Origin of the sequence: Actinocrispum wychmicini, assembly GCF_004345645.1 — a bacterium.
In the GTDB taxonomy this organism is placed as follows: domain Bacteria; phylum Actinomycetota; class Actinomycetes; order Mycobacteriales; family Pseudonocardiaceae; genus Kibdelosporangium; species Kibdelosporangium wychmicini.
The window spans coordinates 769,866-793,316 of record NZ_SLWS01000002.1 but is presented as its reverse complement, the minus strand read 5'-3'; the positions used below and the strand labels follow the sequence as shown (position 1 = coordinate 793,316).

Sequence of the window (23,451 nt, the reverse complement as noted above, 5' to 3'; positions counted from 1 at the left end):
GCAAGCGGTGTGTAACCCTGTGCCTCGTGCTGTTGACCGTACTGGGCTGTTCGGGCAGCGTCCCGGGGCCGAACTCGCCAGCCTCCGGCTACCTGATCGAGGCCGACAACTTTCTGATGGTGATGGACTTCGGCAACGGCACCCTCGCCGAGCTGCAATGTTATTGCGACCCGTTCCTGATCGGCGCGATGCTGTTCTCGCACCTACATCCCGACCACTGCGCGGACTTCTCGGCGCTGACGGTCTTCCGCCGCTACCACCCCGCCGCCGCCCGCCGCGGCGGCGCCAGGCTCCCGGTGTTCGGCCCGTCCGACGCCCCAGCGCGCTTCGCCGCCGCCTACGCCCCCGACCCGGTCGAACTGGCGGAGACGGACCTGTCCGACACCTACGACTTCCGCCCGTTGGGCCCGGAGACGTTCGAGGTCGGCCCCTTCGAGGTCACCGCCGTGCCCGTGGCGCATCCCTGTGAGGCGTACGGCTTCCGCGTGTCCCACGGCGGCAAGACCCTCGTCTACACCGGCGACACCGGTCCGTGCGACGGCCTGGACAAGCTCGCCGAGGGCGCCGACGTGCTGCTGTCCGAGGCGTCCTGGACACATCACGCGGACCGGCCGGAAGGCATGCACCTGTCCGGCCGGCAGGCCGGTGAACTGGCCACCCGAGCGGGTGTCGGGCGGCTGCTGATCACCCACGTGGCGCCCTGGACGGACCGCGAAGCCGTGCTGGCCGAAGCGCGCCTGGCGTACACCGGGGAGCCGCTGTTGGTCGAGACAGGCGACGTTTACACCGTCTAGCATCGACGGCGGGGAGGTAACAATGGCGCCTCCATCGCCGGCCATGCACCGGACGATCCTCGTCGTTGACGTCGCCGGGTTCGGTCCCCGGACGAACCAGCAGCAGGTGGCTGTGCGCGACGGTCTCTACGCGTCCCTTGAGCGCACGTTCGCGGACGTCGGGGTGCCTTGGCATGAGTGCTACCAGGAGGACCGCGGCGACGGCGTGCTTGTGCTGATCCCGCCGGTGTTCGCGAAGAGTCTGTTCGTGGAGGCGTTTCCGTCGACGCTTGTCGACGCGTTGCGTAGGCACAACGCGCGAAGCCCTGCCGGGGAACAGATCCGGCTGCGCATGGCGTTGCATGCCGGCGAGGTCCACGACGACGAACACGGTGTCGTCGGCAAGGCGGTGAACCTGACGTTCCGCCTGCTCGACGCGCCCGTGCTGAAGAAGGCGCTGGCCGAGTCCCCCGGCCTGCTGGCGATCGTCACTTCGGCGTGGTTCTTCGACGAGGTCGTTTGGCACAGCGAGACCGCCGATCCGGGCGCCTACGGGCGGGTCCGGGTCGTCGCCAAGGAAATCGACACGGTCGCGTGGATCCGGCTACCGGACGCGCACGTCCCGCCGACGCTCGGCGAACCGCCGGCACGGGTCGGTCAGGTGCCGCAACAGCTGCCGATGCAGATGCGGCAGTTCGTGGGCCGGGACCGGGAGATCGCCGAGGTGACCGGGCTGCTCGGCGGCGGCGGAACGGTGGTGATCACCGCGATCGACGGCACTGCCGGGGTCGGGAAGACCTCGCTCGCGATCCACTGCGCGCACGAGGTCGCGGACCGCTTCCCGGACGGCCAGCTGCACGTCAACCTCCGTGGTTTCGACCCGCGTGAGCCGATGGACCCGGACCAGGCGCTGTCCTGCTTCCTACAGGCCCTTGACGTGGAGCCGAGTGGGTTCCCCACGGACTTGGAGGCGAAGGCCGCGCTCTACCGCAGCCGGATCGCGGACCGGCGGATGCTGGTGGTGCTGGACAACGCCCGCGACACCAGCCAGGTGCGGCCGCTGCTGCCGGGCAGCCCGACCTGTGCGGTGATCATCACCAGCCGCAACCGGCTGGACAGCCTGACCGTGCACGAAGGCGCGTACCGGATCGCGCTCGAAGCGTTGTCCGACGAGGAGTCGTTGGCGTTGCTTGCCGAACGAGTCCCATCGGACCGGCTCGCCGCGGAACCCTCTGCCGTGCGGGAGCTTCTGGAGCTGTGTGACCGCCTGCCGCTCGCGTTGAGCATTGCCGGGGCACGTGCTGCCGGCCAGCCCGACTTGACCATCAGCGGCCTCGTCGCCCGGTTGCGGGATGAACGCGGCCGGCTGGACGTCCTGGATCTCGGCGACACCGATCTCAGTGTCCGTGCGGTGTTCTCCTGGTCCTACGGCGTCCTCTCACCCGAGGCGGCCCAACTTTTCCGGCTGCTGGGCGTCCATCCAGGTCCGGACATCGACGTGTTCGCCTGCCGCGCGCTCACCGACCGGCCCGAACGGGTCCTCGACGAGCTGACCGCGGCTCACCTGCTCACCCAGTACGTGATGGGCCGGTACCGGTTCCACGACCTACTCCGAATCTACGCCGCCGACCTGGCCGCGGACGAGCCGGAGGCGGCCGTCGCGGGGGAGCGGATGCTCGACTACTACCTGCGAGCCGCTCTGCTCGCCAACCAGTACATCCAGGTTGACTGTGCGGAGCAGATCCAGCTCGTGCCGTCCGACATGACGCTGCCCGAAATGCGTTCGTACGCTTCGGCCATGGCATGGTTCACAGCGGAGCAGGCCACCCTGCCGGCCATGATCACGTTCGCCGCCGAGCGCGGCTTCAGCACGCGTGCCTGGCAGCTTGCCTTGGCCTGCACGACGTTCCTGCGTCGGACTGGACGGTGGCACGAGCGGGCCAGCGTGCACCGAACAGCGTTGACCGCGACCCAGGCGACTGGTGAATCCACTGGCCAGGTCACGGCGTTGCGTCACCTGGCGAACGCCGTGGCCCGGCTGGGGTGTCCCGACGAAGCACTCGAGTACCTGCGCGAGGCGGACCGGGTTCTCCAGGCGTGCCCCGACCAGATCGGTCAGTTCCGCAACCATCTGGCCTACTCGCGGGTGCTTGAGGCACAGGAGCGACCTACCGACGCCTTGGCGCACGCCGAGATGGCCTGGGAACTCGTGAGGCGCAGCGAGCACCCTATGCGGCACGGGGACGCGCTCACGACCATGGGACACCAACTTTCGCGGCTGTCGCGGTTCGCCGAGGCGTTTCCGTTGTTGACGCGGGCATTGGAGCTGTACTCCGATCTCCAGCACACAGAGGGGCAGGCCGACGTGCTGCTCACCATCGGTGACATCCACCGTGGCCTCGGCGACTCCGCCAGCGCGGTCGAGCACTACCAGCGGTCGATCGACCTGGACCGGCAGCTCGGCGACCGCTACTGGGAGGCCATCGGACTTGAACGGACCGGCGACCTCCATCGCGACCTGGGCGACCACGCACGTGCCGAGAAGTACTTCCGGGAGTCGTTGGCGATCCTGCAGGACCTTCGCCACGTCGATGAGAAACGCCTGCGCGCCAAGGTCATGAGTGACTGACAGCCGATGTGGCAGCGGTCAGCTCCGCGGTCAGCGTGGCAACGGTCCTGGCCCAGCTCAACGGGTTCTTGAGTGTGTGACGGACCTTGTCGGTGTAGTTGAACGCCGCCGGCAGGCCGTCCAGGACACGCTGTGTCGCGTCCCGCCAACGTGTCACGTCGGCCTCCACATCGTCGGTGACGTCCACGATCATCGGCTCGGCGAACGGACCGAGATGCCTTTGCAATGTCTCGGCAAGGCCGCTCCTGGTCGTGACGAGCACGGGTGTGCCCGCGCCGATCGCCTCCAGCGCGGACAGCCCGAACCCTTCGATCCGGGACGGCAGCACGCACAACGCGGCCCGGGTCAGCGCGTGCGCGACTTGGTCGATGTTGTCGGTGAACGGTCGTACGTCGATTCGATGCCGAGCCAGCCCGGACAACTCGATCAACGACCGGTGCAGGTCGTCGCACCGGTCGGCCGGCGCGCCCTGCACGAACAAGTCCGCCTGGTCGGTGGTCAGGCCGGCAACGGCGCGCGCGGCGATGTCCAGGCCCTTGGCCTCGGGGTGCTCGCCGCGGCCGAGGACGACGATCGTTGGGGTGGCTGGGATCTGTCTGGTCCGGTCGACGACGTCGATGCCGGGTTCGAGGGGGAGCACCCGGCCGCGACCGAAGCCGTCGCTGATCACGGCCTCGGTGCTGCGCGCCGACCGGTGACCCACGGCGGCGACGAGGTCAGCGTCGGCGCAGATCCGGCGGATCAGGGCCTCACGTTCCGCGACGCGTCGGGTCGGGTCGGGTTTCCGCTTGTACATCTCGACTTGTGCCGGGGTGTGGACGATGACGACCAAGCGGGCACTCAGATACCGGCGGGCGTAGACGTGGGCCACGGACCCGCTGACGATGTCGTGGCCGATCACGACATCAGGCGAGTCGTGGACGACCTTTTCCGCGGGCACGTACATGTTTGGGCACTCCGGCGTCGACTCCGCGACCCTTAGGACCACTCCGCGGGAAGTGGCGTCCTGGATTTCCCCTGTGGTCGCCTGGTTGACAAGGCAGGTCGTGCGGTGACCTGCGACCGCCAACGCGGTCGCCAGCGACCGGTTGAACTGCGAGATCCCGCCCCTACCGGGCGTCCACTCGTCGCAGATCAGCAGGAACGATGGTGGTCGTCCCGCGAGGGTGCCGGGATTGGGCAGTTCCCTGAGGTTGGTCGGACCGGACATGACAGCCCCAAATGCCAGATCATGTGAAACTCGCGCGTTCGACACGCGGCACGGCTACCTGCTGAGTTTCCTATCTTCCAGTGTGTAGGATCCCATAGTTCAGTGCCGGGGTCTACACCTGGCCGGTGGCTGTTCGCCTCAACTCAGGCAGGTTGTGCAGCGCGATGCGGCGGCGGCCGGTTGTCAGCAAGCCCTCCTGCCTGAACTTGCGCAGTTCGACCGCGACCGCGTCGCGGGATGCGCCGATGCTTCCGGCAAGTTCCTGTTGGGAGAAGGCATCCTCGATCACCCAGTCGCCGTCGACCTGGACACCGACTGTGTCCGCCAGTTCCAGCAGGACGGTGGCGAGCCGTTCGCGGACGTCCATGCGCGCCAACAGCAATGCGCGTTCGTCGGACTGTCGGCGGCGTTGCACCGCGAACTTGTACATCACCGGCCACAGCTTCTCCCGTTCGACGAAGTCGACGAGGATGCGGGCGGGGATGTCGACCCCGATCACCTCGGTAGTGGTCGTGATGGTGGCCGATCGCACGTCGTTGGTGAGCACGCCCTCGTCACCGAGGACCTCGCCGGCGCCCCGGGTCGCGAGGGTGATCTCGGTGCCGTCGGTCGCCTGTTTGGTGATCTTGACCGAGCCCGTCTGGACCACCACCACGGAGTGTGAGGGGGCGCCTTCGCGGAAGATGGTGTCGTCCGGCGGATACCTCACCGGGCGGCCCAACGCCAGCAGGGCCCGTCGCTGGTCCTCGGTCAGGAGATCGGTCATGCGGACCGGACGATCGTCCATGCTGATTAGTGTAGTTCCCTACATAACTCTGGGGTCGCCTTCAAGGGGATGCCCAGTCTTCGGCGTGGGTGGGCAGTCGTAGGGTAGCCGTGTGGCGCGAAGTGACGGCAGGAATGACGACGAGCTGAGGGAAGTCCGGATCACGCGTGGCTTCCAGAAGTGGCCGGCGGGCTCGGTGATGGTCGAGTTCGGCAACACCAAGGTGTTGTGCGCGGCCTCGGTGAACGACGGGGTGCCGCGCTGGCGCGTCGGGTCCGGCCTGGGGTGGTTGACGGCCGAGTACGCGATGTTGCCGTCGGCGACCAACACGCGGGGTGACCGTGAGTCGGTCAAGGGGCGGGTGGGTGGTCGCACGCATGAGATCAGCCGGTTGATCGGCCGGTCGTTGCGGGCGTGCATCGACCTGGCCGCGCTCGGCGAGAACACCATCATGATCGACTGTGACGTCATCCAGGCCGACGGTGGTACGCGGACGGCCGCGATCACAGGTGCTTATGTCGCTCTCGCGGACGCCGTGACGTGGTTGGGTGCCGCGGACCGGCTGGCGGACCCGAAGCCGCTGTCGTGCGCGATCGCGGCGGTCAGTGTCGGTGTTGTGCACGGCCGGGTGCGGTTGGACCTGCCGTACGAGGAGGACTCGGTCGCCGAGGTCGACATGAACGTGGTCGCCACCGACGCCGGCACCCTGGTCGAGGTGCAGGGCACCGGGGAGGGCGCGACGTTCGCCCGCTCGACCCTGGACCAGATGCTGGACCTGGCGTTGGCCGGGACCGAGAAGCTGTGCCGGTTGCAGGCCGAGGCGTTGGCCGAGCCGTATCCGGGTGAGCTGCCGGAGCCGACGCCGCGCAAGAAGTCCAAGGCGAAGTGATGCGGCTCCTGCTGGCCACGCGCAACGCGAAGAAGCTCGTCGAGCTGCGTCGGATCCTGGCGGCCGAGGGGATCGTGGGCATCGAGGTGGTCGGCCTCGCGGACGTGCCCGAATACCCGGAGGCCCCGGAGACCGGCGCCACGTTCGAGGAGAACGCGCTCGCCAAGGCGCGGGACGCGGTGGCCGCGACCGGCCTGCCGGCGATCGCGGACGACTCCGGCCTGGAGGTGGACGCGCTCAACGGGATGCCCGGTGTGCTGTCGGCCCGCTGGGCCGGTGGGCACGGGGACGACGCCGCCAACCTGGAGCTCGTGCTCAGCCAGCTCGGTGACGTCCCGGACGAACGCCGTGGCGGGGCTTTCGTGAGCGCGGTCGCGCTGGTCGTCCCCGGTCATGACGATGTGGTGGTGCGCGGCTTCTGGCCGGGTCGGATCGTCCGGAAAGTCAAGGGCACCAACGGTTTCGGGTACGACCCGATCTTCGTTCCGGACGGCGACGCGCGGACGTCGGCCGAGTTGGGGTCGGCGGAGAAGGACGCGATCTCGCATCGCGGCCGGGCGCTCAGCCTGATCCTGCCGCATCTGCGCGCCCTGGTGTGAGGGCGGCCTCGAACAACGGGCGAAGGGCGTCCCGCAGGTCAGTCCGTGACCTGCGCGGGCCCGCTCCGGCCAGTTGATCGAACAGCAGGCCGTCGATGTGCGCCACGAGGTTGGCGGCCCGGCGCCGGGCGTCCGGGACGCCCGCTTCGGCCAGCAGCCGGTGCGCCATGGCGCGGAACTGGCCGCCCGCGCTCGTCAGGGCGGCCCGAAGGGCGGGCCTTCGGGTGGCTTCCAGGGTCAGTTCGAACCGGGCGACCATCCGGTCGCGGGCGTGCGTCAGCCAGTGGTGCAGCAGGGCGGTGACCGCTTCCAGGTCGGTCCCGCGCACCGCCGCGATGTCCGCTGTGGACAGTTCGGCGAGCCGTTCCATGGTGGCGACCAGCAACGCTTCCCGGGTCCGGAAGTAGTACGACGTCGACCCCTCGGCGACGTCGGCGGCGTGGTCCACCGCGCGGTGCGTCAGGCCGCGCATGCCCGAGCGGGCGAGTGTGACGATCGCCGCGTCCGTCAACTCCGCTCTTCGGTCAGTCACTCTACAAGTGTAGAGTCCTCTACAGGTGTAGAGGAGGTGCGCCCGTGCGGTCAGCGGTGATCGCCGGCGGCGGTATCGGCGGGCTCACGGCCGCCATCGCGTTGACCCGGGCCGGCTGGCAGGTCGAGGTGCTCGAACAAGCGGCCGGGTTCAGCGAGGTCGGTGCCGGGTTGACGGTGTGGCCCAACGCGTTGCGCGCGCTCGACCACATTGGACTCGGCGACCGGGTGCGTGCGGTCGGGAAGATCGAGGCGGCCGGCGGGATCTGCGACGCCCAAGGGAAGTGGCTGGTGCGGAGCGACACCGCGGAGTTGGACCGCCGGTTCGGGCCGTCCGTTGCTTTACACCGTAAAAATCTTCTGAAGGTCCTCGAAGACGCTGTGCCGCAAGGCGTACTGCGGACGAACACACGAGTCATCCGGGCGCACGTCGACAACGGCGGTGTGGTTGTCGAGCACACACAGGGGGAGTCACGGGCGGAACTGCTCGTCGGCGCGGACGGCATCCACAGCGTTGTGCGCAGGCAGTTCTGGCCGCGCAGCGCACCCGTCTACGCCGGATCCACGGCGTGGCGGATGATTCTCGACCGCACCGGTGCGGAACGGCTGGCCGTGGGCGCCGAGTTCTGGGGCCGTGGCGAGGAGTTCGGTGTCCTGCAACTGCCGAACGAGCAGGTGTACATGTTCGCGGGCGCGGTCAGTCCGGCTGGCGGGACGAGCCCGGACGGCGAGCTGGCCGAACTGCTGCGCCGCTTCGGAAACTGGGCCGATCCGATCCGCGAACTGCTGCCGCGCGTGCGCCCGGAGGACGTCCTGCGGCACGACCTGTACTACGTTCCCAAGCTCCGCAGTTACGTCCACGGCCCCGTCGTGCTGATCGGCGACGCCGCGCACGCGATGCTGCCGAACCTGGGCCAAGGTGGTTGCCAGGCCATCGAGGACGCCGTCACCCTGCCGCTGGTCGACCGCTACGACAGCCTTCGGCGCAAGCGGACCCAGTCGATCGCCCGGATGTCCTTTGTGGCCGGTCGGGTCGGGATGGCCCGCTCGGCGCTCGCGGTCACCTTGCGAAACAACGTGGTGAGCCTCGTCCCCGCGTCGGCGATGATCCGTTCGTCCGCCAGGATGTTCGACTGGCAGCCGTCTGGTTAGGACAGTACGGACGCGATGGTCCCTGTGCCCGCGTCGATCGCCCTGACCCCGGTCGCCCATGATGTGGCGCGCGGGTACTCGGTCATCACCACCACCTCGTACCGCCAGCCCTTGCCGACGAAGCCGGAAGTGTGCAGCGAACGGGTGCTGGGGTCGGTGGCCCACGCCTGCTTGATGGCCCACTCGTAGTCGTCGCCCAACGCGTGCGGGATGCCGAACCGCTGGTCGAAGCCGTCCTTTCCGGCCGGAGCCGCGGCCGCCATGGCTTTCAGGACGACGTCCCGGTCGAGTTCCGGAGCGCTGTGCGTCAGGTAGTCGTAGGTGCGGATCATGTCGTTCGCGGTCAGCCTGGTCCAGCCCCACATTCCTGGCGGGCTGGGCGGCTTGATCGACTGCAGGCCCATGGTCCTGGCCATCCGGACGATGATCAGCGGCCCGCCCTCGTTGCCCCAGAACGAGCTCGCCAGGTCGTCGTCGCTGAACTTGATCATGGCGGACACCTGGCTGGTCACCGAGTTGTCGTGGGGATGCCTGGCCAGGGCGTCCAACCCGATCAGGACCTTGATCAGGGAGCCGGAGTCGAACGGGCGGTCGGCGTTCTCCGAGACCAGCGTGGTCCCGGTCTGCCGGTCGATCACCACGGCCGCGGTGGTCGCTCTGGTGACCTGCTGCACCGCGGCGGCGACCGAGATCGGGTTCGGGCCATGCTTGTCCGATGGCGGGAGGGAGGACGGCGGTTGTGGGGTGGATTCCATTGACGTCGCGGGAATGATCAGCAGTTCGGTCGCGGACGGCGGGGCGGGCTTGCCGGCACACCCCGATAGGCCGAGAACGAGGATTGCCGCCATCCCCCAGGATGCCCTCTTCATGCCCCGGATACGCCTGAGGCATACGAACGAGTTGAGCGCCGGAAGGCTCAACCTTCGCCCAGGTCAGAGCGTTACGACGCGTCAGTCCGACAGAAGGTTGAGCCTTTGCGCGGAGATCGTCGACCGGCGGCTAGACGCCGAGATCCTTGCGCAGTTTGGCGACGTGACCGGTCGCCCGAACGTTGTAGGCGGCCTTCGCGATCCTGCCGTCCGGGCCGACGATGAAAGTCGACCGGATCACGCCCATCACCGTGCGCCCGTAGTTCTGTTTCTCGCCGAACGCACCCCATTCCTTCATCACGCTCCGGTCCTCGTCGGACAGCAGCGGGAAGGTCAGGCCCTCGTCGGCAACGAACTTCGCGAGCTTGGCGGGCTTGTCCGGGGAGATGCCGAGCACGTCGAACCCGGCGTCGTTCAGTTCGGCCAGGTTGTCCCGGAAGTCACACGCCTGCTTGGTGCAGCCCGGTGTGCCGGCGGCCGGGTAGAAGTACACGACCACGGACTGGCCCCGGTAGTCCGACAGCGACACCGTCGCGCCCGTGCTGTCCGGGAGGGCGAACTCCGGTGCCGCGTCCCCAACCGTCAGCCTGTCTTGCTCGCTCATAGCCCCAGAAACTACCTCAGGCGGTCCCCTCGAACTCGGCCGGCAGTGTCAGCGTGGCGGCGCTGGGCTGGACCGTCACCACCAGGGCGACCGGGTCAGCGGGTAACGCGAACGCCAGCGTGAGCCGGGTGCTCTTGGTGGGCGCGAGTGGCTCGGAGCCGATCACACCGGGATAGCCCTGGGCCGCGTCGACCAGGGGCACCACTGGTTTGCCGTCCGCCGTGGCCACGTTCACCACCAGCTGGGACGGCCGGTACAGCCGGTTGCTCTGGTTCTCCAGCGCTATCTCGAACGCCGCCGCCCGGGGCGCCTGCGGATACGCGGTCTCGCCCGGCACGAACGACCTCGGCGCGGACACCGTGACCATCAGCGAGTCGCCGGCGTCCCGGCGGTCACCGAACCGGCCGGGTTGATCGGAAATGGCCGCCGGGGGCGCGGCGACCGGAGCGACCTCGGTCGCGCTCGCGCTGTGCATCACGTCCGCGCCACACCCGCTCGCCAACGCCAGAAGCACGCACGCGGCGGCCGCCAGCCCGACGGTTCTCACAGGGGTCCTACTTTCCAGCCAGGGGCACTGCCCACCCTCCCAGCGGGGAGTGAGCGGTGTGACTCCCACAGGGTGGGGGTTGGACACTGTTAAGCCCAATCCGAAAGACCGGGTCGTGCCGGAGCTGGTGTCGGAGTGTGGCCAAGCCGTAACCGAAAGGGCACCTGGAGTGACCGGGATCGCCCCAATGGTGGTCCCGCTGACGACGGGTGGTGGCTTCAGGCCGCGATGGCGAAGAACACGACAAAGAGGCCAACGGTGACCAACCAGGTGGCGATCAGCCAGCCGAAATCCCGCCACGCGGACACCGGGTGGCTGTCCTCGCCGGGCACGTACACGCCGCGGGCCTCGAACCAGTCGACCACACGCAGCAGCCGCCGCAGCGGTTCGAACACCCGCATCGCCGCACCTCCCGTCCATCATGGTGACAGCCCGGCCAGCCCGGTCAACCCCTGGGTGGCGGCGGGGTCAGACCGGTGGGGTGAAACCGGGAATCCACCCCGGATCGTCCGATTCGCCGCAGATCGGGCACGCCCGCTCCACCATCACCCCCGGCGAGATCTCGTGGTAGATCGACCCCTGGCCGGGCACGGTCATCGGCCGCAGGATCGCCACGTCGTCCTCGTCCTCCAGCCGGATGTGCGTGACCTGCCGGCACCCGTGGCAGACCGTCCGCTGCGGAAACGACCCAGGAGTGGACACCGGGCCAGCCTACCGGCGCGCCGGTGGTCACATCAGGTCGAACCGGGCCGGCAGCGCGGCCAACGCCTGCTTGACCAGCCGGTCCGGGTCCACGCGATCCTCGGTCGCCCACCAGACGTGACCGTCCGGCCTGATCACGGCGGCCGTGACAGCATCCCACAGCGGCATTTCCGGCGCTGCCACAACCACCGGCCGGCCGGTGTGCATCAGGGCGAAGAGCCGCTCCGCGTCACCGACCGGTGCCCGGGAACCCACCGAGGGATGGCATTCCCCGGCCGGATAGGTGACGTCCAACGCGGTCAGCTTCTTCGCCAGGGCCAGGGCGAACTCCGGTTGCGTGGCGATCATCTCGTTCAGCAGCGCGCGCAACGCGCGTTGCTCCGGCGAGATCCCGGTGAGGAGCGCGGTCTGCGCCATTGTGTTCTCCGCCAACGCCACGCCGACCGGGTGACGTTCGTCGTGATACGTGTCGAGCAGGGTCTCCGGGGCGCGGAGTTGGGCCACCGCGGCCAGTTTCCAGCCGAGGTTCATCGCGTCCTGGATCCCGACGTTGAGACCGACACCGCCGGTGGGGAACTGCATGTGGGCGGCGTCGCCGGCGAGCAGCACCCGGCCGTCCCGGTACCGGCCGGCGACCCGCGTGGCGTTGCCGAACCGGGACAGCCAGACCGGGTCCCGCATGCCGAAGTCCGTGCCCGCCAAGCGAAGCGTGGTCGCCCGGAGTTCGGTCAGCGTGAGCGGGGTGTCAGACTGCCGCTGGGTCGGATCCCAGGCGACGATCCGGTGCCGGCCGGCCCCGAGCGGGATGACGATCAGGTGGCCCTGGTTGTTCCATTGGGGCAGGCCCGGCGCCGGCGGACTGTCCAAAGTGACCTCACCGAGGATCGCGTGCGCGGACGCATCGGTGCCGACGAACGGGATCCCGGCGGCCTTCCGCACTGTGCTACCGGCGCCGTCGCAGCCCACCACGTAACGGGTGTGCACTGTGGTCTCGCTCGTTTCCACCGTGACACAGTCGGTGTTCTGCTGGATCGCGGTCACTGTCTGCCCGCGGTGGATGCGGACGCCCAGTTCCCGGGCGAAATCCTCGAAGAGCTGTTCGGTCCGGGCCTGGGGAAAGCTGAGCATGTACGGGTAGGGGGTATCCAGGGGCCGGAAGTCGATCCTGGACTCCAGCAGACCGAAGTGCCATTCGGACACCGCGGTGCCCTCGTCGAGGAACGGCTCGTGCCGGCCGCGCATGGCGAGCACTTCGAGGGTCCGGGCGTGCAGGCCCAACGCCTTGGACAGCGCGCCGCGTTCCGGTTCGCGCTCCACGACCAGCACCGGCACGTCGGCGAGGGCCAGTTCGCAGGCGAGCCACAGGCCCACCGGACCGGCCCCCACGACCACGACCGACGGCTCCATACTCACGACGCCGCGTGCCTTTCGATGTTCGCCTGCATCGCACCCTGCATCGCGAACGTCGGCGAATGACCGCCGACCAGGTCGCGAAAACCGTCGGCGGTTTCGGCGTTCGCCCAGGTCACCTGATACTCTGCGGCAACGCTCAGCCAGCTTGTCGGGATCACACCCGCCTGAGTCATCCGCCTGACCGCGAGCTCGTGCGTTTCCGTGGTCACGCAGGCGGAGGCGTCGAGCACCGCGCGCACCTCGTAGCCCTGCTCCACCGCCCCCAAAGCGGTGTGCAGCAGGCAGCCTTCGGTCATCAGGCCCGCCATGACCAGCCGCTGCCGGCCAGTCGCCTCGATCGCCCGCGTGAAGGCCTCCTCCTCGAAGGCGTCGAACGCGCCGCTGCGTAAGACCACCGGGTGGTCGCCGAGCACCGCGGCCAACTGCGGGTACAGCGGACCGACAGGCGAGTTGTCGGGCCCGCTGGTGACGATCAGCGGCACGCCGTAGATCCGCGCGATCCTCGCCAGGGCCACGACCCCGTTCACGTTCTCCGCGACGGTGTGCGAGCGGAAGAGGTTCGCGAAGCCGATGCCGTGGTCGATCAGCACGATCGCACTGTCCGCGGCGGTCACTTTCCAAGCCATGTGAGTGCCTCCCTGACACTAATGACCACTTGGTCATTAGTAACCCTACTCTGGTTCGAGGGCTAATGTCCACGCGGTCATTAAGGCTGGCGTTACCCTCGGCCGGTGCCCGTCAGTCCAGGACGTCGGATCCGCAACCCCGAGCTGCACCGCGAGGCGATCCTCGCCGCGGCCGCGCAGTCGTTCGCCGAACGCGGCTACCAACAGGCGACCATCCGCGACATCGCGCGGCGGGCCGGGGTCACCCACGGGCTCGTCCTGCGGCACTTCGGCAGCAAGGAACAACTGTTCCTGGCGGCCGTCCCGGGCACCCGGGACGTGGCCGAACTGGGCCAGGGACCACCGGAGACGCTGCCGGAACGGCTCGCCACCGGGTACGTCAACCGAATGGAGAACGCGGCCGGCGGAGACGCCTTCCTGGCGTTGGTGCGTAGCGCGGGCTCGGACGACGACTCGGCCACCAGGCTGCTGCTTGCCATGCAGGAGCGGACGTTGGACACGTACCGCGCGCAACTGGGTAAGGCCAAGGCGGAACAGCTGCTGCCCTTCATCGCCTCGCTGCTGATCGGCGTCACGTTCAGCAGGTACATCGTGCGGGCGGGTTTTCTGGCGGAGATGGACCGCGAGACGTTCACCGAGCATCTCACGCACGCGCTGCGCGGTCTGATCGCCGCGTAACGATGCTCGCCGGGCCCGCAGCCCGCCCGGCGAGCATCTCCCCCTCCTGGCAAACAGGCATTCGTCGTCGAGCGGGGTTCGGATGGCATTGACAATGTTCCATAGCAAGCTATGGTTAATTGCATAGCAAGCTATCGAGTTGGGAGGTGTCGGATGAGCGGCGCGTTGCTGCCCCGCGAGACGTCACTGGGCTACCAGGTCAACCATCTCGCCCGGTTGCTGGAGAACGTCCTGCGGGACCGGATCGCCCCGCTCGGCGTGGCACCGGGCCAGTTCGCCCAGTTGCTCGCCCTCTACGAACAGGACGGGCTCACCCAGGCGGAGCTGTGCGCCCGGGTCCGAATCGAACAGTCCACAATGGCCAACACGTTGGGCCGGATGGCAGCTGACGGGCTGGTCGAACGGGTGCCGGACCCGGCGGACGGCCGCCGGTCACTGGTGTTGCTCACCGAGCGGGCCCGGGAGCTGCAAGCCGATCTCGTGGCCGCCGCCCGCGCCGTGAACACGGCCGCCACTCGCGGGCTCGACGACGACGCGGTCGCCGCCTTCATGGCCGCGTTGCCGTTGATCATCGCCAACCTGGAAAGCGTTCGTGCCGGGAGTAAGCCATGAAGAACACTCGAATACACGCGGTCGCGGGCATACTCGCGGCGAGTCTGGTCGCGAGTTTTCTCGTCTTGTCGGTCGTCGTCGAGATTGTCGGCGACCACGACGTCATCGCGCTGGCCAAGACGATCATCCTGATCGCGGTGCTGGTGCTCGTGTCCAGCATGGCGTTCACCGGAGCGACGGGACGTCGGTTGGCCGCGCGGCGCGGTGGTCCCGTCATCCGTCGCAAGAAACGTCGCATGATCGCGATCGCCGCCATTGGCGTCGTCGTGCTGATCCCGTGTGCGTTCGTCCTGCGGCAGCTGTCCGCCGCCGGTGACTTCGGCCCGGTTTTCGTTGTGGTTCAAGGGATTGAGCTGGTCGCGGGCGCGGTGAACGCGAGCCTGCTCGCGCTGAACATCCGTGCGGGGCGGCTGATGGCCGGTCACAGTTCCAGAGCCAGTTGGCGGGCCTCGCGGAAGCGGTCGCGGGCGGCGTCCAAGTCGACGATGGGTGCCGGGTAGCCGAGCCGCCGCAGCGCCTCGGCGCCCAGCCGCCACGGCCGGCGCGGGTCGTCCAAACCGGCCAGTTCAGGCACCCAACGACGGGTGTAGTCGCCGCTCGGGTCGAAGCGTTCGGCCTGCCGCAACGGGTTGAGGACCCGGTTGGGCCGGGTGTCGGTACCGGTGCCGGCGACCCACTGCCAGTTGAGGTTGTTGTTGGCCAGGTCACCGTCGATCAGGTGGCGCAGGAAGTGCGCCGCGCCCGCGCGCCAGTCCAGGTACAGGGTCTTGGTCAGGAAGCTGCCGGTGATCATCCGGGCGCGGTTGTGCATCCAGCCCTCGGCGAGCAACTGGCGCATGCCGGCGTCCACGATCGGAATGCCGGTCTGCCCGTGCTGCCACGCCTGCAACGCCTGCTCGTCCTGACGCCAGCGGTCGCCACGCGGCCGGTAGTCACTGTGCGCGGCGTCCGGCCGGGCGGCGAGGACCTGGTGGTGGAAGTCCCGCCACGCCAACTGCCGCACGAACGCGTCGCCGCCTTCGGTGCGGCGGTCAGCGGCCTCCGCGGCCAGCTCCACCGCGGACACACAGCCGAAGTGCAGGTACGGCGACAGCCGCGAAGTGGCATCGCCGGCCAGATCATCGTGCCGTTCGTGGTACGCGTCCAAGCCATCCGACAGCCAACTGCGCGCCTTCCGACGACTCGGCGTCTCGCCCCCGGCCTTGTCGTCGCGCTGGATCGACGCGTCCAGATCTGGTGGCATTTGCAGCCGACGCGGAGGCGGAAGCACGGCCCGTCGTGGCGCGGCGGCCCATTTGTGGTGATACGGGGTGAAGACGGCGAAATGGTCGCGTCCGTGCGGCGTGATCGCGCCCGGCGCGACAACGGTGTGTACTCCGTCGTGGCAGACCAACTGGCGTCGCTGTGCGGCGAGCGCGTCGGCCAGCCGCCGGGCCCGGTTCGTGGCGAACGCGGACACATCGCTGGCGACGTGCACCTCGGTCGCGTCAACCTGCTCGGCCAGCCGGCACACCTCGGTTACCAGGTCACCGTGCCGTTCGACCAGCGCACCACCCCGGGCCCGCAACCGTTCGTCGAGATCGGCGAGACACCCGGCGAGAAACCGGGCCCGAGGCTCAGCCCCGAACCCGGCTGCGGTCACCGCGCTGTCCCACACGAACAACGGCACCACAAACCCACCGGCCCCGACGGCCCCGGTGAGCACCGGATTGTCGTGGACACGCAGGTCACGGGTGAAAAGGGCAATAGTGGTCGTCATTGTCTCCGCGACGTTCAATGCCGATGTCAGTGGAACGATCTCACTTGGGCGAGCCCTTAATGTACGCGACTCTCTCCGCGATCGCTGTCGTCAGGTTGCGTGTGGATACCTCCGACTGCGGTTCGTCGTAGATGCCGTCACCCTTGACTGAAGTGATGAGGCATGCAGCGTCATAGATCCGGTCGCGGACGAGGCGATGGAACAGCAGTTGGTAGCGGGTTGTGTACGAGGAATCGTCGAAGTACGGGTCTGTTCGATACAGTGGCCTACCTTGATCACCGACCAGCGCCAATGAACCTTGAGTACGTTCGAACACAAGGACGAAACCAAGCCATGGCTTGATCGTCCCCACAAGTCCGGCTTCGTAACTGCGCCGCAAGTCAACAGCGTTGCCGATTGCTTCCTCGGCTCGATTGTTGAAGTTATTGCCGACAGAGCCGACCATGGACTTGCACTCGATGGCTGCTACTAGGATGCCGTTGTAGGTCACCACGATATCCCAGTCTTTCGATCGTCTGTAATAGCCAGGAAGCCGGATCTTTCCACCCCGCCGTACGGCGGCGCCGAGCTCCGCAAGCGGCGCGAACTCGCCTGCGATCAACTCCTGGAGGGCGTTGAGATGCTTCCCGCCGGTCACTGACCCGCGGGTGCCCGCGTCAATTCTTCCGCTCGCAATCTGTTTCTCTGTCTGAAGGTCACGGCCCGTCCAGAATGCCTTGATCGCCGCGTTATAGTCTTCGTCGCTGGCCGTCACGTTGCGCCTTTCGCGCCACCAGGAGGAACCAGGTCGTATTCCTTCAGTTCTATGCCGTAGGCAGCAGCCGCCGCCTGCGTTGCCGCGTCGGTGTTGCGGGTCCGGAATGCGACCCGCAGGGCGTCCGCGGTGTCCGCATCGATCTCATCGGGCTTGGGTACCCGGATGCGCTTGAGGTACTGAGCCTGGAACCGGAGGGTGCCGCCGCGCATTCGCACGCAGTAAGCCTCGATGAACGCCTGGGCGATTCGAGACAGCAGGATGCCGCCGAGGACTTCCATGTCCCAAGTATCAGAGATGACGTAGTACAAGTTGTGGTGTGGATAGTGGCCACCCGTCTCCAGGACGGGATGGATGGTCGTCTTCATGTCCTGGAGTAGCAGCTTCGGCTTGCCGGTAAGGCTGGACTGCACCTTGTCGATGGTGCGGTACCAGGATGACGGATCCTTCTTCGCCACGAACCGCTCACGCAGGAGCGAATGGTTGGACAAGTACGCTGCCATCTGGGGGTAGTCGGCGAGCGATACGAGTGACCCGTCGTCGGTCCACGGGTTGATCAGGTAGTTGCCCTGCCATTCGAACGTGCCGGACATGAGGTCGCGGCGCATTGCGAGCGGGAGAACACGCTCTGGTTCCGCGACAGTGGGGTCCTTGGTGACGTACACCTTGTCCGCGCCGGTCGCGATCCCGATGGAGACCTTGGTCTGGGTGTTCGAGTCGTGCAGAGGACCGAAATGGTCGTTGAGATGTTCGATCAGCGCCAGCCGTGCGGGGGAGCCGGTAGGCCACAGTTCGCCGCCGTCGAACCAGTGCGGAAGCCGGTGAGCCTTCACTCCGACTTCGGAGAACTCCTCGAAACCCTCGTCCTGGGCGGCTTTCGCGAGAGAACGTGCGCTGGCAGCCCCGAACTCGCTGGTCGTGTCAGCAACCACGGCTGACGCCTGGGCGTGGTTGCCGAGCACCATGATCGCTGGGTACGCCGCGACCGGTAGCTCGAACGCGTCCACTTCATGCATCGTCCAGATGTGCTCAACGGCGTAATTGCGAGCCACCAACTCTCGCAGGTCAGCCCCGTACTGGTTCCGCATCCATCGATCGGCGCAGATGAAGCCGACCTTTCCGTCGGGCTTCAACAGCCGCAGCGACCGTTCGATGAACCCGACAAAGATGTCACCTCGGCCGCGCATCGTCGGCCATGTGCTGCGGTACCGCGCCGCGAGGTCGTCCGAGAGGTCGTCGTAACGGATGTACGGCGGGTTCCCGATCACAACGTCAGCGGCACTGTCGTCCGCTTCGGGAAGTAGGAAGTCCGCGTGGTCGATCCACTGCTCAGCCAGCCCTTCCGCGGTGGACACGGGCGCACCGCTTGTGATCAGGAGGTCACGGCAGAGCGTGCGCGAGACCTCTACATGCTCGGCTTGGAGGTCGTATGCTCGGATCGCATCACCAAGCGAGGCGAGGTCGCGTTCGTACGTCTGGGCGCTTGCAATGAGGCGCTCGACAACAGGGCCAAGGAACGCCCCTGAGCCACACGATGGCTCCACCAGGTGCAGGGAACCAAGATCGCGGTCTGTGGTGTACCCGGTCAGATCGAGCAGTACCTCGACTACCCATCGACGGGTGAACACCTCGCCGTAGTTCTGGATGCCGGGGACTACGAGTGTCACATGCACAGCTTAGGGACCGGCACTGACGGTCTCACGTAGACACGGCCTACTACGTTGTTGCCCGCGCCGTACTTGTGTGCCGCGTAGCGCAGGGCCACGCGTGTAGTCCGAGCCGAACCGGCTTTGCTTGGGCTGGTGTCGGGGGCCTCTGCTAACCGTCTGCTAACCGACGAAGATCACCGCAGTTGTCGATCTAGTGGTGACGCTGGTCAGAGCACCCGAGTGAGGCCGGAGGGACTCGAACCCTCACTGGTACGGACCTAAACCGTATGCCTCTGCCAATTGGGCTACGGCCCCTTACTCCACGACTCGCGACAGCCTAGCCGCATCCCGGGGCGGCGCGGGTCGCTCGGGTGATCTACCGTGGTGCGCCGAGAGCTCGGCCCGGATTCAGGGAGGACCAGTGGCCCGCGACCCCGACATCATCCAGCGTGACATCGAGCAGGCGAGGGACGCGCTGGCGACCACCCTGGACCAGCTCGGTACCAAGGCGAACCCGAAGAAGCTGGTGGACGACGCCACCGCGTCCGTGCGGTCCAAGTTCGACGACCCCAAGGTCAAGGCCGCCCTGATCGGGGTGGGCGTGTTGGTGGCCGTGCTGGTGGTGCGCCGGCTGTTCCGCTAGCTCGTCTTAGCCTCTTCATCTGGCTCAGCCGGTTCCGCCGCTGGCGGCTCCGGTTTGGCGAGGCGGGCGTTGAGGTAGGCCGTGGTGAACTCCAGGGCGTCGCCGTCCAGGCGGTGCACCACGGTTCGCTTCTTCTCGTCGCCGGCCAGCTCCTCCACGAGTTGGTCGGCCCGGTCGCGCGCGGCGATCAGGCCCGGTGCTTTCGCGGTGAGGGTCTTCCCCCGGCCCACGATGGTGATGGTCCAGTCGTCCCCGTCGGGCACGTAGTTGGCTTCGATCGGCTCCATCATGGTCTGCCCCTCTCCCTGGCGGACAATGCTGGTGACCATTAGACGTCCTGCGGGCGTATCCCGACACTTCACCGGCCAGGGATCGATCCAGTGGGGTACACCGCGCTACTCAGAGTGGTCCAGGTGGCCGGTGACTTCGCCTCGAAGGCCGAACCATGTCATCCGCATGATGTGCTCGGCGGCTTCCTCCGGTGTCACGTCGTCGTGCCGGACGTACCAGACCGAGAGCCGTTCGCACGCGCCCACGAGGATCTCGGCGGCCGCTTCGAGGGACCGCGCGTCCGCGTCGGGCATGTAGGCCGAGAACAGCGCGATGTGCAGCTTGGTCTGTTCCTGGCGGACGGCTTCGATCTCCTCGACCGCGGCCTGGCCGACCACGGCGGCCTCGGTGCGCAGCAGCAGGTCCCATGAGCGGCGGTGCTCGTCGGTGAACCGGAAGAACGTGATCAGGCCCTTGCGCAGCGCGTCCTCGGGGGATCTGGCGTCGATCACGGCCTCGGCCGTCAGGTCGTGCAGTTCGGCCCGCACCTGCCGGATGCAGGCCACGAGCAGGCCTTCCTTGGAGCCGAAGTACTCGTAGAGCATCGGCTTGGACACGCCGACGCGTTCCGCGATCTCGTCCATGGAGCTGGCCGCGTACCCGCGTTCGGCGAAGACCGCTTCGGCGACCGTCATCATCTGCTGTTCCCGGTCGGCCCGCGGCATCCGCCGCCGTCGTTCGGTCTTGCCCGCGCTTGTCACGACTTCACTCTACCGTTTCCTACCCGAAGTAACCTACTATCGGTAAGATAAGCGCGCGGCGAGGCGTTGGAGGACGACAATGGGCAAGCGCTACGACACCGGGGTCGTGATCGTCGGCACCGGGTTCTCCGGCCTCGGCATGGCCATCCAGCTCAAGAAGACCGGGCGGGACGACTTCCTGGTGCTGGAGAAGGCCGACGACGTCGGCGGCACGTGGCGCGACAACACGTACCCCGGCTGCGCCTGCGACATCCCCTCGCACATGTACTCCTTCTCGTTCGAGCAGAACCCGAAGTGGAGCCGCTCGTACTCACCCCAGCAGGAGATCTGGGATTACCTGCGCCGCGTCACGGACAAGTACGCCCTGCGCGAGCACATCCGGTTCGGTACCGAGATGACCAGCGCCAGGTGGGACGACGAGGACGGCCGCTGGCATCTGCTGGCCCGCAACGGTGACGAGTACGTCGCCCAGTTCCTGGTCTCCGGGATTGGCGCGCTGCACATTCCGCACATCCCCGAACTGCCGGGACTGCCCGACTTCAAGGGCAGGACGTTCCACTCGGCCACCTGGGACCACTCGTACGACCTGCGCGGCAAGAAGGTGGCCGTGGTGGGTACGGGCGCGAGCGCGGTCCAGTTCGTGCCGCAGATCGCGCCCGAGGTGGAGTCGCTGACGCTGTTTCAGCGCACTCCGCCGTGGATCATGCCCAAGCCGGACTACGCGATGCCGGCGTGGGCCAAGCGCGTGTTCCGCGCGGTCCCAGGGGCCCAGCGCGCCTACCGGAACGTGCTCTACTGGCTGCTGGAGGCGCGGGCGCTCGGCTTCAACAGCAAGGGCGGCGCCCGGCTGATGAAGGCGGCCGAAGGACTGGCCAAACGGCACATCGCCCGGCAGGTCAAGGACCCGGCGCTGCGCCGCGACCTCACCCCGGACTACACCATGGGCTGCAAGCGCGTCCTGGTCTCCAACGACTACTACCCGGCGCTCAACCGGGACAACGTGCAGGTCGTCACCGCCGGTGTGGCCCAGGTGCGGGAGCACAGCGTGGTCACCGCCGACGGCACCGAGCACGAGGTCGACGCGATCATCTTCGGCACCGGCTTCCACGTCACCGACGCCTTCGACTACCTCGACGTGGTCGGGCTGAACGAGGCCAACCTGGCCAAACAGTGGCAGCAGCAAGGCATCCAGACCCACAAGGGGATCACCGTCTCCGGGTTCCCGAACCTGTTCTTCCTGCTCGGCCCGAACACCGGCCTCGGCCACAACTCGGTCGTGTTCATGATCGAGTCCCAGATCCGGTACGTCGCCGACGCCATCGCGCTGGTGGACCGCGGCCGGGCCCGGGCGCTGAACGTCCGCCCCGAGGTCCAGGACGACTTCACCACCCGCATCCAGCGCCAGTTGGCCAACGGCATCTGGAGCCAGGGCGGCTGCGACAGCTGGTACCTGGACGCGATGGGCGTCAACCGGACCATCTGGCCGGGCTTCACCTGGCGCTACTGGCTGGAAACCCGCAAGGTCGACCTCGCCGAGTTCGAACTCAGCTGAGCCGTCAACGCCAGGCCGCGATGATCTCCTCGGGGCCGAAGGAAGCCGCCAACGGCAGTCCTTCTTCGACGCCGCTGCGGGAGACCGCGACCAAAGGGGTCGGGTAGTCGCGTCCTGGCACCGACATGGACCCCGCGATCAGGCTCTCCAGTTCGCGTTGGCCGAACGGCTCGGTCGCCAACCACTTGATGGAGCCGGTGAACGCGACGCGGGGTGTGCGGTCGGCGCCGACCAAGTCGATCTCGGGGTTGTTCTGTCGGTTCCACCAACCGCCGACAGTTTCGGCGCCGGGCAGTCGGTCGTCCGGCAACAGCCGTTCGAGGCTCGCCCGGATGACGGGCTCGACGGCCCGGCCACACCAGGACGTCCAGGACCGTTCGATCCGCGCCGCGACCAGGTCACCACGCCCACGTTCCACCTCCGGGACACCGCGGTGCAGGAAGGCGAGCCAGAAGCGCAGGTACGGATCTTCGATCCGGTAGCGCTTGTTCTTGGTGTCGGGGCGAATGGACAGCGGGGTGTCCACCGCGACGATCCTCTTGGCCACCAAGGTGTTCAGGATGGGAGCGAGGGTGCCGGAGGGGATCGGGTTGCCCACGCCGACCCGGTTCGCGATCGTCCCGAAAGTACGTTCGCCGGTCCCGATCGCTTCCAGGGCCGAGCGACTGTGCGACGGCTCGGGGACCTCGCCGAGCAGGGCCAGTTCGCCGGCCATCACCAGTGGGGAGAGCGGATCCGCGAGCTGGTCGGAAAGGAACTCGGTACGGCTGGTACCCGGACGCCATCGTTGGACGATCTCGGGGAAGCCGCCGGTGATCAGGAAACTGTCGACGGCCTCGGCTGGTTCAAGCGCGGTCATCCGCTGCACGTCCGCGGGATCGAGCGGGCGAACGAGCATGCGCGCGGCGCGGCCGTGGAAAGGGCGTCCGTATTCCTGGAGCGACTCCATCATCGACAGGTCACTACCGACCAACAGCAACAGCACTGGCCTGGCCGACAAGTACCGATCCCAAACGGTCTGCAGGGCGCCTTCGAATTCGCTGTCCTGCTCGACCAGCCAGGGCACCTCGTCGAGAACGACGACGCAAGGCGTCTGCTCGGACAGGGCCACCGTCAGGGAACGCAGGGTCTGGTTCCAGTCGGTGCCGGCCGCCCCGGCGACCAGATCCGCGCCGGGCAAGGCGGACTGGGCGAGCGCGGCCGTGAAGTCGGCACGCTCGGCGGCCGGGTTGCGACCGCGGGAAGCCTGGAACACCACGTACGGCACGCCTGAGCGGTCGCAGAACTCCTGGACCAGACGAGACTTCCCGACCCGCCGTCGGCCGGTGACGATCACCGCTTGTCCGCGAGTGGTCGCTGCCGCGTCTCGGACCAGGCGCAGCTGCCTGTCCAGCAGCGCGAGATCGGTGGCGCGTCCCTGGAACACGACCATAAGGTGCGCCTCTATCTAAGTAAGATACCGT

The 23,451-nt window shown here is 67.7% G+C and carries 26 protein-coding genes and 1 tRNA gene; 10 read left to right on the top strand and 17 right to left on the bottom strand.

Annotation, left to right across the window (positions count from 1 at the left end; translation table 11 throughout):
- Positions 1–26: 26 nt before the first annotated feature.
- Positions 27–794: an MBL fold metallo-hydrolase gene (locus tag EV192_RS12025; RefSeq protein WP_132114381.1), complete on the top strand. Its 768-nt coding sequence runs from the start codon at positions 27–29 to the stop codon at positions 792–794.
- 22 nt (positions 795–816) lie between these two features.
- Positions 817–3,402: an ATP-binding protein gene (locus EV192_RS12020; RefSeq protein WP_132114379.1), complete on the top strand. Its 2,586-nt coding sequence runs from the start codon at positions 817–819 to the stop codon at positions 3,400–3,402.
- Here EV192_RS12020 and EV192_RS12015 read toward each other — a convergent pair.
- Together EV192_RS12015 and EV192_RS12010 are read right to left on the bottom strand one after the other, a co-directional pair.
- Positions 3,389–4,612, bottom strand: a complete 1,224-nt coding sequence (locus EV192_RS12015; RefSeq protein ID WP_132114377.1) for a glycosyltransferase family 4 protein — start codon at positions 4,610–4,612, stop codon at positions 3,389–3,391. The two genes, EV192_RS12020 and EV192_RS12015, sit on opposite strands and share 14 nt — an antisense overlap.
- A 112-nt stretch (positions 4,613–4,724) precedes the next feature.
- Positions 4,725–5,399: a Crp/Fnr family transcriptional regulator gene (locus EV192_RS12010; protein WP_132114375.1), complete on the bottom strand. Its 675-nt coding sequence runs from the start codon at positions 5,397–5,399 to the stop codon at positions 4,725–4,727.
- Between the two features lie 91 nt (positions 5,400–5,490).
- On the opposite strand from EV192_RS12010, the gene rph reads away from it, so the two are divergent.
- Positions 5,491–6,267 (top strand): ribonuclease PH, encoded by a 777-nt coding sequence (rph, locus tag EV192_RS12005; protein WP_132114373.1) that lies wholly within the window; start codon positions 5,491–5,493, stop codon positions 6,265–6,267.
- A complete protein-coding gene (gene rdgB / locus EV192_RS12000; RefSeq protein ID WP_132114371.1) occupies positions 6,264–6,866 on the top strand; it encodes an RdgB/HAM1 family non-canonical purine NTP pyrophosphatase in 603 nt (200 codons plus the stop codon). The genes rph and rdgB overlap by 4 nt, the downstream gene beginning before the upstream one ends.
- Here rdgB and EV192_RS11995 read toward each other — a convergent pair.
- Positions 6,829–7,398, bottom strand: a complete 570-nt coding sequence (locus EV192_RS11995) for a TetR/AcrR family transcriptional regulator (protein WP_132114369.1) — start codon at positions 7,396–7,398, stop codon at positions 6,829–6,831. The genes rdgB and EV192_RS11995 overlap by 38 nt on opposite strands.
- 44 nt (positions 7,399–7,442) lie before the next feature.
- Between EV192_RS11995 and EV192_RS11990 the strand changes: the two genes are divergently transcribed.
- Positions 7,443–8,549: an FAD-dependent monooxygenase gene (locus EV192_RS11990; protein WP_132114367.1), complete on the top strand. Its 1,107-nt coding sequence runs from the start codon at positions 7,443–7,445 to the stop codon at positions 8,547–8,549.
- Here EV192_RS11990 and EV192_RS11985 read toward each other — a convergent pair.
- The 7 genes from EV192_RS11985 to EV192_RS11955 form a co-directional block, all read right to left on the bottom strand.
- Positions 8,546–9,418 carry a hypothetical protein gene (locus EV192_RS11985; RefSeq protein WP_132114365.1) on the bottom strand — a complete coding sequence of 291 codons (873 nt, stop codon included), beginning with the start codon at positions 9,416–9,418 and terminating at the stop codon, positions 8,546–8,548. The two genes, EV192_RS11990 and EV192_RS11985, sit on opposite strands and share 4 nt — an antisense overlap.
- 130 nt (positions 9,419–9,548) lie before the next feature.
- The gene (bcp, locus tag EV192_RS11980; RefSeq protein ID WP_132114363.1) at positions 9,549–10,022 is read right to left on the bottom strand and encodes a thioredoxin-dependent thiol peroxidase; all 474 of its coding nucleotides are present in this window, start codon (positions 10,020–10,022) and stop codon (positions 9,549–9,551) included.
- 16 nt (positions 10,023–10,038) lie between these two features.
- Positions 10,039–10,569 carry a hypothetical protein gene (locus tag EV192_RS11975; RefSeq protein ID WP_132114361.1) on the bottom strand — a complete coding sequence of 177 codons (531 nt, stop codon included), beginning with the start codon at positions 10,567–10,569 and terminating at the stop codon, positions 10,039–10,041.
- A 218-nt stretch (positions 10,570–10,787) separates the two neighbouring features.
- Complete coding sequence (locus EV192_RS11970; RefSeq protein WP_132114359.1) at positions 10,788–10,970, bottom strand: hypothetical protein; 183 nt, start codon at positions 10,968–10,970, stop codon at positions 10,788–10,790.
- A 67-nt stretch (positions 10,971–11,037) separates the two neighbouring features.
- Positions 11,038–11,271: a hypothetical protein gene (locus EV192_RS11965; RefSeq protein ID WP_132114357.1), complete on the bottom strand. Its 234-nt coding sequence runs from the start codon at positions 11,269–11,271 to the stop codon at positions 11,038–11,040.
- Positions 11,272–11,298: 27 nt separating this feature from the next.
- Positions 11,299–12,678: an FAD-dependent monooxygenase gene (locus EV192_RS11960; protein ID WP_132115305.1), complete on the bottom strand. Its 1,380-nt coding sequence runs from the start codon at positions 12,676–12,678 to the stop codon at positions 11,299–11,301.
- 2 nt (positions 12,679–12,680) lie between these two features.
- Positions 12,681–13,274, bottom strand: a complete 594-nt coding sequence (locus EV192_RS11955; RefSeq protein ID WP_207925991.1) for an isochorismatase family protein — start codon at positions 13,272–13,274, stop codon at positions 12,681–12,683.
- A 141-nt stretch (positions 13,275–13,415) separates the two neighbouring features.
- Between EV192_RS11955 and EV192_RS11950 the strand changes: the two genes are divergently transcribed.
- From EV192_RS11950 to EV192_RS11940, 3 genes are all read left to right on the top strand, one after another.
- Entirely contained in the window at positions 13,416–13,988 is a 573-nt protein-coding gene (locus tag EV192_RS11950; RefSeq protein WP_132114353.1) for a TetR/AcrR family transcriptional regulator, read from the top strand.
- Positions 13,989–14,141: 153 nt separating this feature from the next.
- Positions 14,142–14,600, top strand: a complete 459-nt coding sequence (locus EV192_RS11945) for a MarR family winged helix-turn-helix transcriptional regulator (RefSeq protein ID WP_132114351.1) — start codon at positions 14,142–14,144, stop codon at positions 14,598–14,600.
- A complete protein-coding gene (locus EV192_RS11940) occupies positions 14,597–15,100 on the top strand; it encodes a hypothetical protein (protein WP_132114349.1) in 504 nt (167 codons plus the stop codon). Before EV192_RS11945 ends, EV192_RS11940 begins: the two co-directional genes overlap by 4 nt.
- On the opposite strand, the gene EV192_RS11935 is transcribed toward EV192_RS11940, so the two are convergent.
- The 4 genes from EV192_RS11935 to EV192_RS11920 form a co-directional block, all read right to left on the bottom strand.
- A complete protein-coding gene (locus EV192_RS11935; protein ID WP_132114347.1) occupies positions 15,022–16,359 on the bottom strand; it encodes a cryptochrome/photolyase family protein in 1,338 nt (445 codons plus the stop codon). The genes EV192_RS11940 and EV192_RS11935 overlap by 79 nt on opposite strands.
- Before the next feature lie 40 nt (positions 16,360–16,399).
- Complete coding sequence (locus EV192_RS11930) at positions 16,400–17,113, bottom strand: PaeR7I family type II restriction endonuclease (protein ID WP_165960346.1); 714 nt, start codon at positions 17,111–17,113, stop codon at positions 16,400–16,402.
- Entirely contained in the window at positions 17,110–18,780 is a 1,671-nt protein-coding gene (locus EV192_RS11925) for an Eco57I restriction-modification methylase domain-containing protein (protein ID WP_207925990.1), read from the bottom strand. Before EV192_RS11925 ends, EV192_RS11930 begins: the two co-directional genes overlap by 4 nt.
- A 223-nt stretch (positions 18,781–19,003) precedes the next feature.
- Positions 19,004–19,077 (bottom strand) — tRNA-Leu (locus EV192_RS11920).
- A 106-nt stretch (positions 19,078–19,183) separates the two neighbouring features.
- Here EV192_RS11920 and EV192_RS11915 point away from each other — a divergent pair.
- On the top strand, positions 19,184–19,405 hold the full coding sequence (locus EV192_RS11915) for a DUF3618 domain-containing protein (RefSeq protein WP_132114341.1): 222 nt from the start codon (positions 19,184–19,186) through the stop codon (positions 19,403–19,405).
- On the opposite strand, the gene EV192_RS11910 is transcribed toward EV192_RS11915, so the two are convergent.
- Entirely contained in the window at positions 19,402–19,734 is a 333-nt protein-coding gene (locus EV192_RS11910) for a hypothetical protein (RefSeq protein ID WP_165960345.1), read from the bottom strand. The genes EV192_RS11915 and EV192_RS11910 overlap by 4 nt on opposite strands.
- Before the next feature lie 66 nt (positions 19,735–19,800).
- On the bottom strand, positions 19,801–20,400 hold the full coding sequence (locus EV192_RS11905; protein ID WP_132115303.1) for a TetR/AcrR family transcriptional regulator: 600 nt from the start codon (positions 20,398–20,400) through the stop codon (positions 19,801–19,803).
- A 115-nt stretch (positions 20,401–20,515) separates the two neighbouring features.
- Between EV192_RS11905 and EV192_RS11900 the strand changes: the two genes are divergently transcribed.
- Positions 20,516–21,988, top strand: a complete 1,473-nt coding sequence (locus EV192_RS11900; protein ID WP_132114337.1) for a flavin-containing monooxygenase — start codon at positions 20,516–20,518, stop codon at positions 21,986–21,988.
- 4 nt (positions 21,989–21,992) lie between these two features.
- Here EV192_RS11900 and EV192_RS11895 read toward each other — a convergent pair whose 3' ends face one another.
- Entirely contained in the window at positions 21,993–23,414 is a 1,422-nt protein-coding gene (locus EV192_RS11895; protein ID WP_424923352.1) for an ATP-binding protein, read from the bottom strand.
- Positions 23,415–23,451: the final 37 nt, after the last annotated feature.

Coding starts and splice junctions, on each gene's coding strand:
- EV192_RS12020 (WP_132114379.1), top strand. CDS start 817: ATGGCGCCTCCATCGCCGGCCATGCACCGGACGATCCTCGTCGTTGAC.
- EV192_RS12015 (WP_132114377.1), bottom strand. CDS start 4,612: ATGTCCGGTCCGACCAACCTCAGGGAACTGCCCAATCCCGGCACCCTC.
- EV192_RS12010 (WP_132114375.1), bottom strand. CDS start 5,399: ATGGACGATCGTCCGGTCCGCATGACCGATCTCCTGACCGAGGACCAG.
- EV192_RS11985 (WP_132114365.1), bottom strand. CDS start 9,418: ATGAAGAGGGCATCCTGGGGGATGGCGGCAATCCTCGTTCTCGGCCTA.
- bcp (WP_132114363.1), bottom strand. CDS start 10,022: ATGAGCGAGCAAGACAGGCTGACGGTTGGGGACGCGGCACCGGAGTTC.
- EV192_RS11970 (WP_132114359.1), bottom strand. CDS start 10,970: ATGCGGGTGTTCGAACCGCTGCGGCGGCTGCTGCGTGTGGTCGACTGG.
- EV192_RS11960 (WP_132115305.1), bottom strand. CDS start 12,678: ATGGAGCCGTCGGTCGTGGTCGTGGGGGCCGGTCCGGTGGGCCTGTGG.
- EV192_RS11945 (WP_132114351.1), top strand. CDS start 14,142: ATGAGCGGCGCGTTGCTGCCCCGCGAGACGTCACTGGGCTACCAGGTC.
- EV192_RS11940 (WP_132114349.1), top strand. CDS start 14,597: ATGAAGAACACTCGAATACACGCGGTCGCGGGCATACTCGCGGCGAGT.
- EV192_RS11935 (WP_132114347.1), bottom strand. CDS start 16,359: ATGACGACCACTATTGCCCTTTTCACCCGTGACCTGCGTGTCCACGAC.
- EV192_RS11910 (WP_165960345.1), bottom strand. CDS start 19,734: ATGGTCACCAGCATTGTCCGCCAGGGAGAGGGGCAGACCATGATGGAG.
- EV192_RS11905 (WP_132115303.1), bottom strand. CDS start 20,400: ATGCCGCGGGCCGACCGGGAACAGCAGATGATGACGGTCGCCGAAGCG.
- EV192_RS11900 (WP_132114337.1), top strand. CDS start 20,516: ATGGGCAAGCGCTACGACACCGGGGTCGTGATCGTCGGCACCGGGTTC.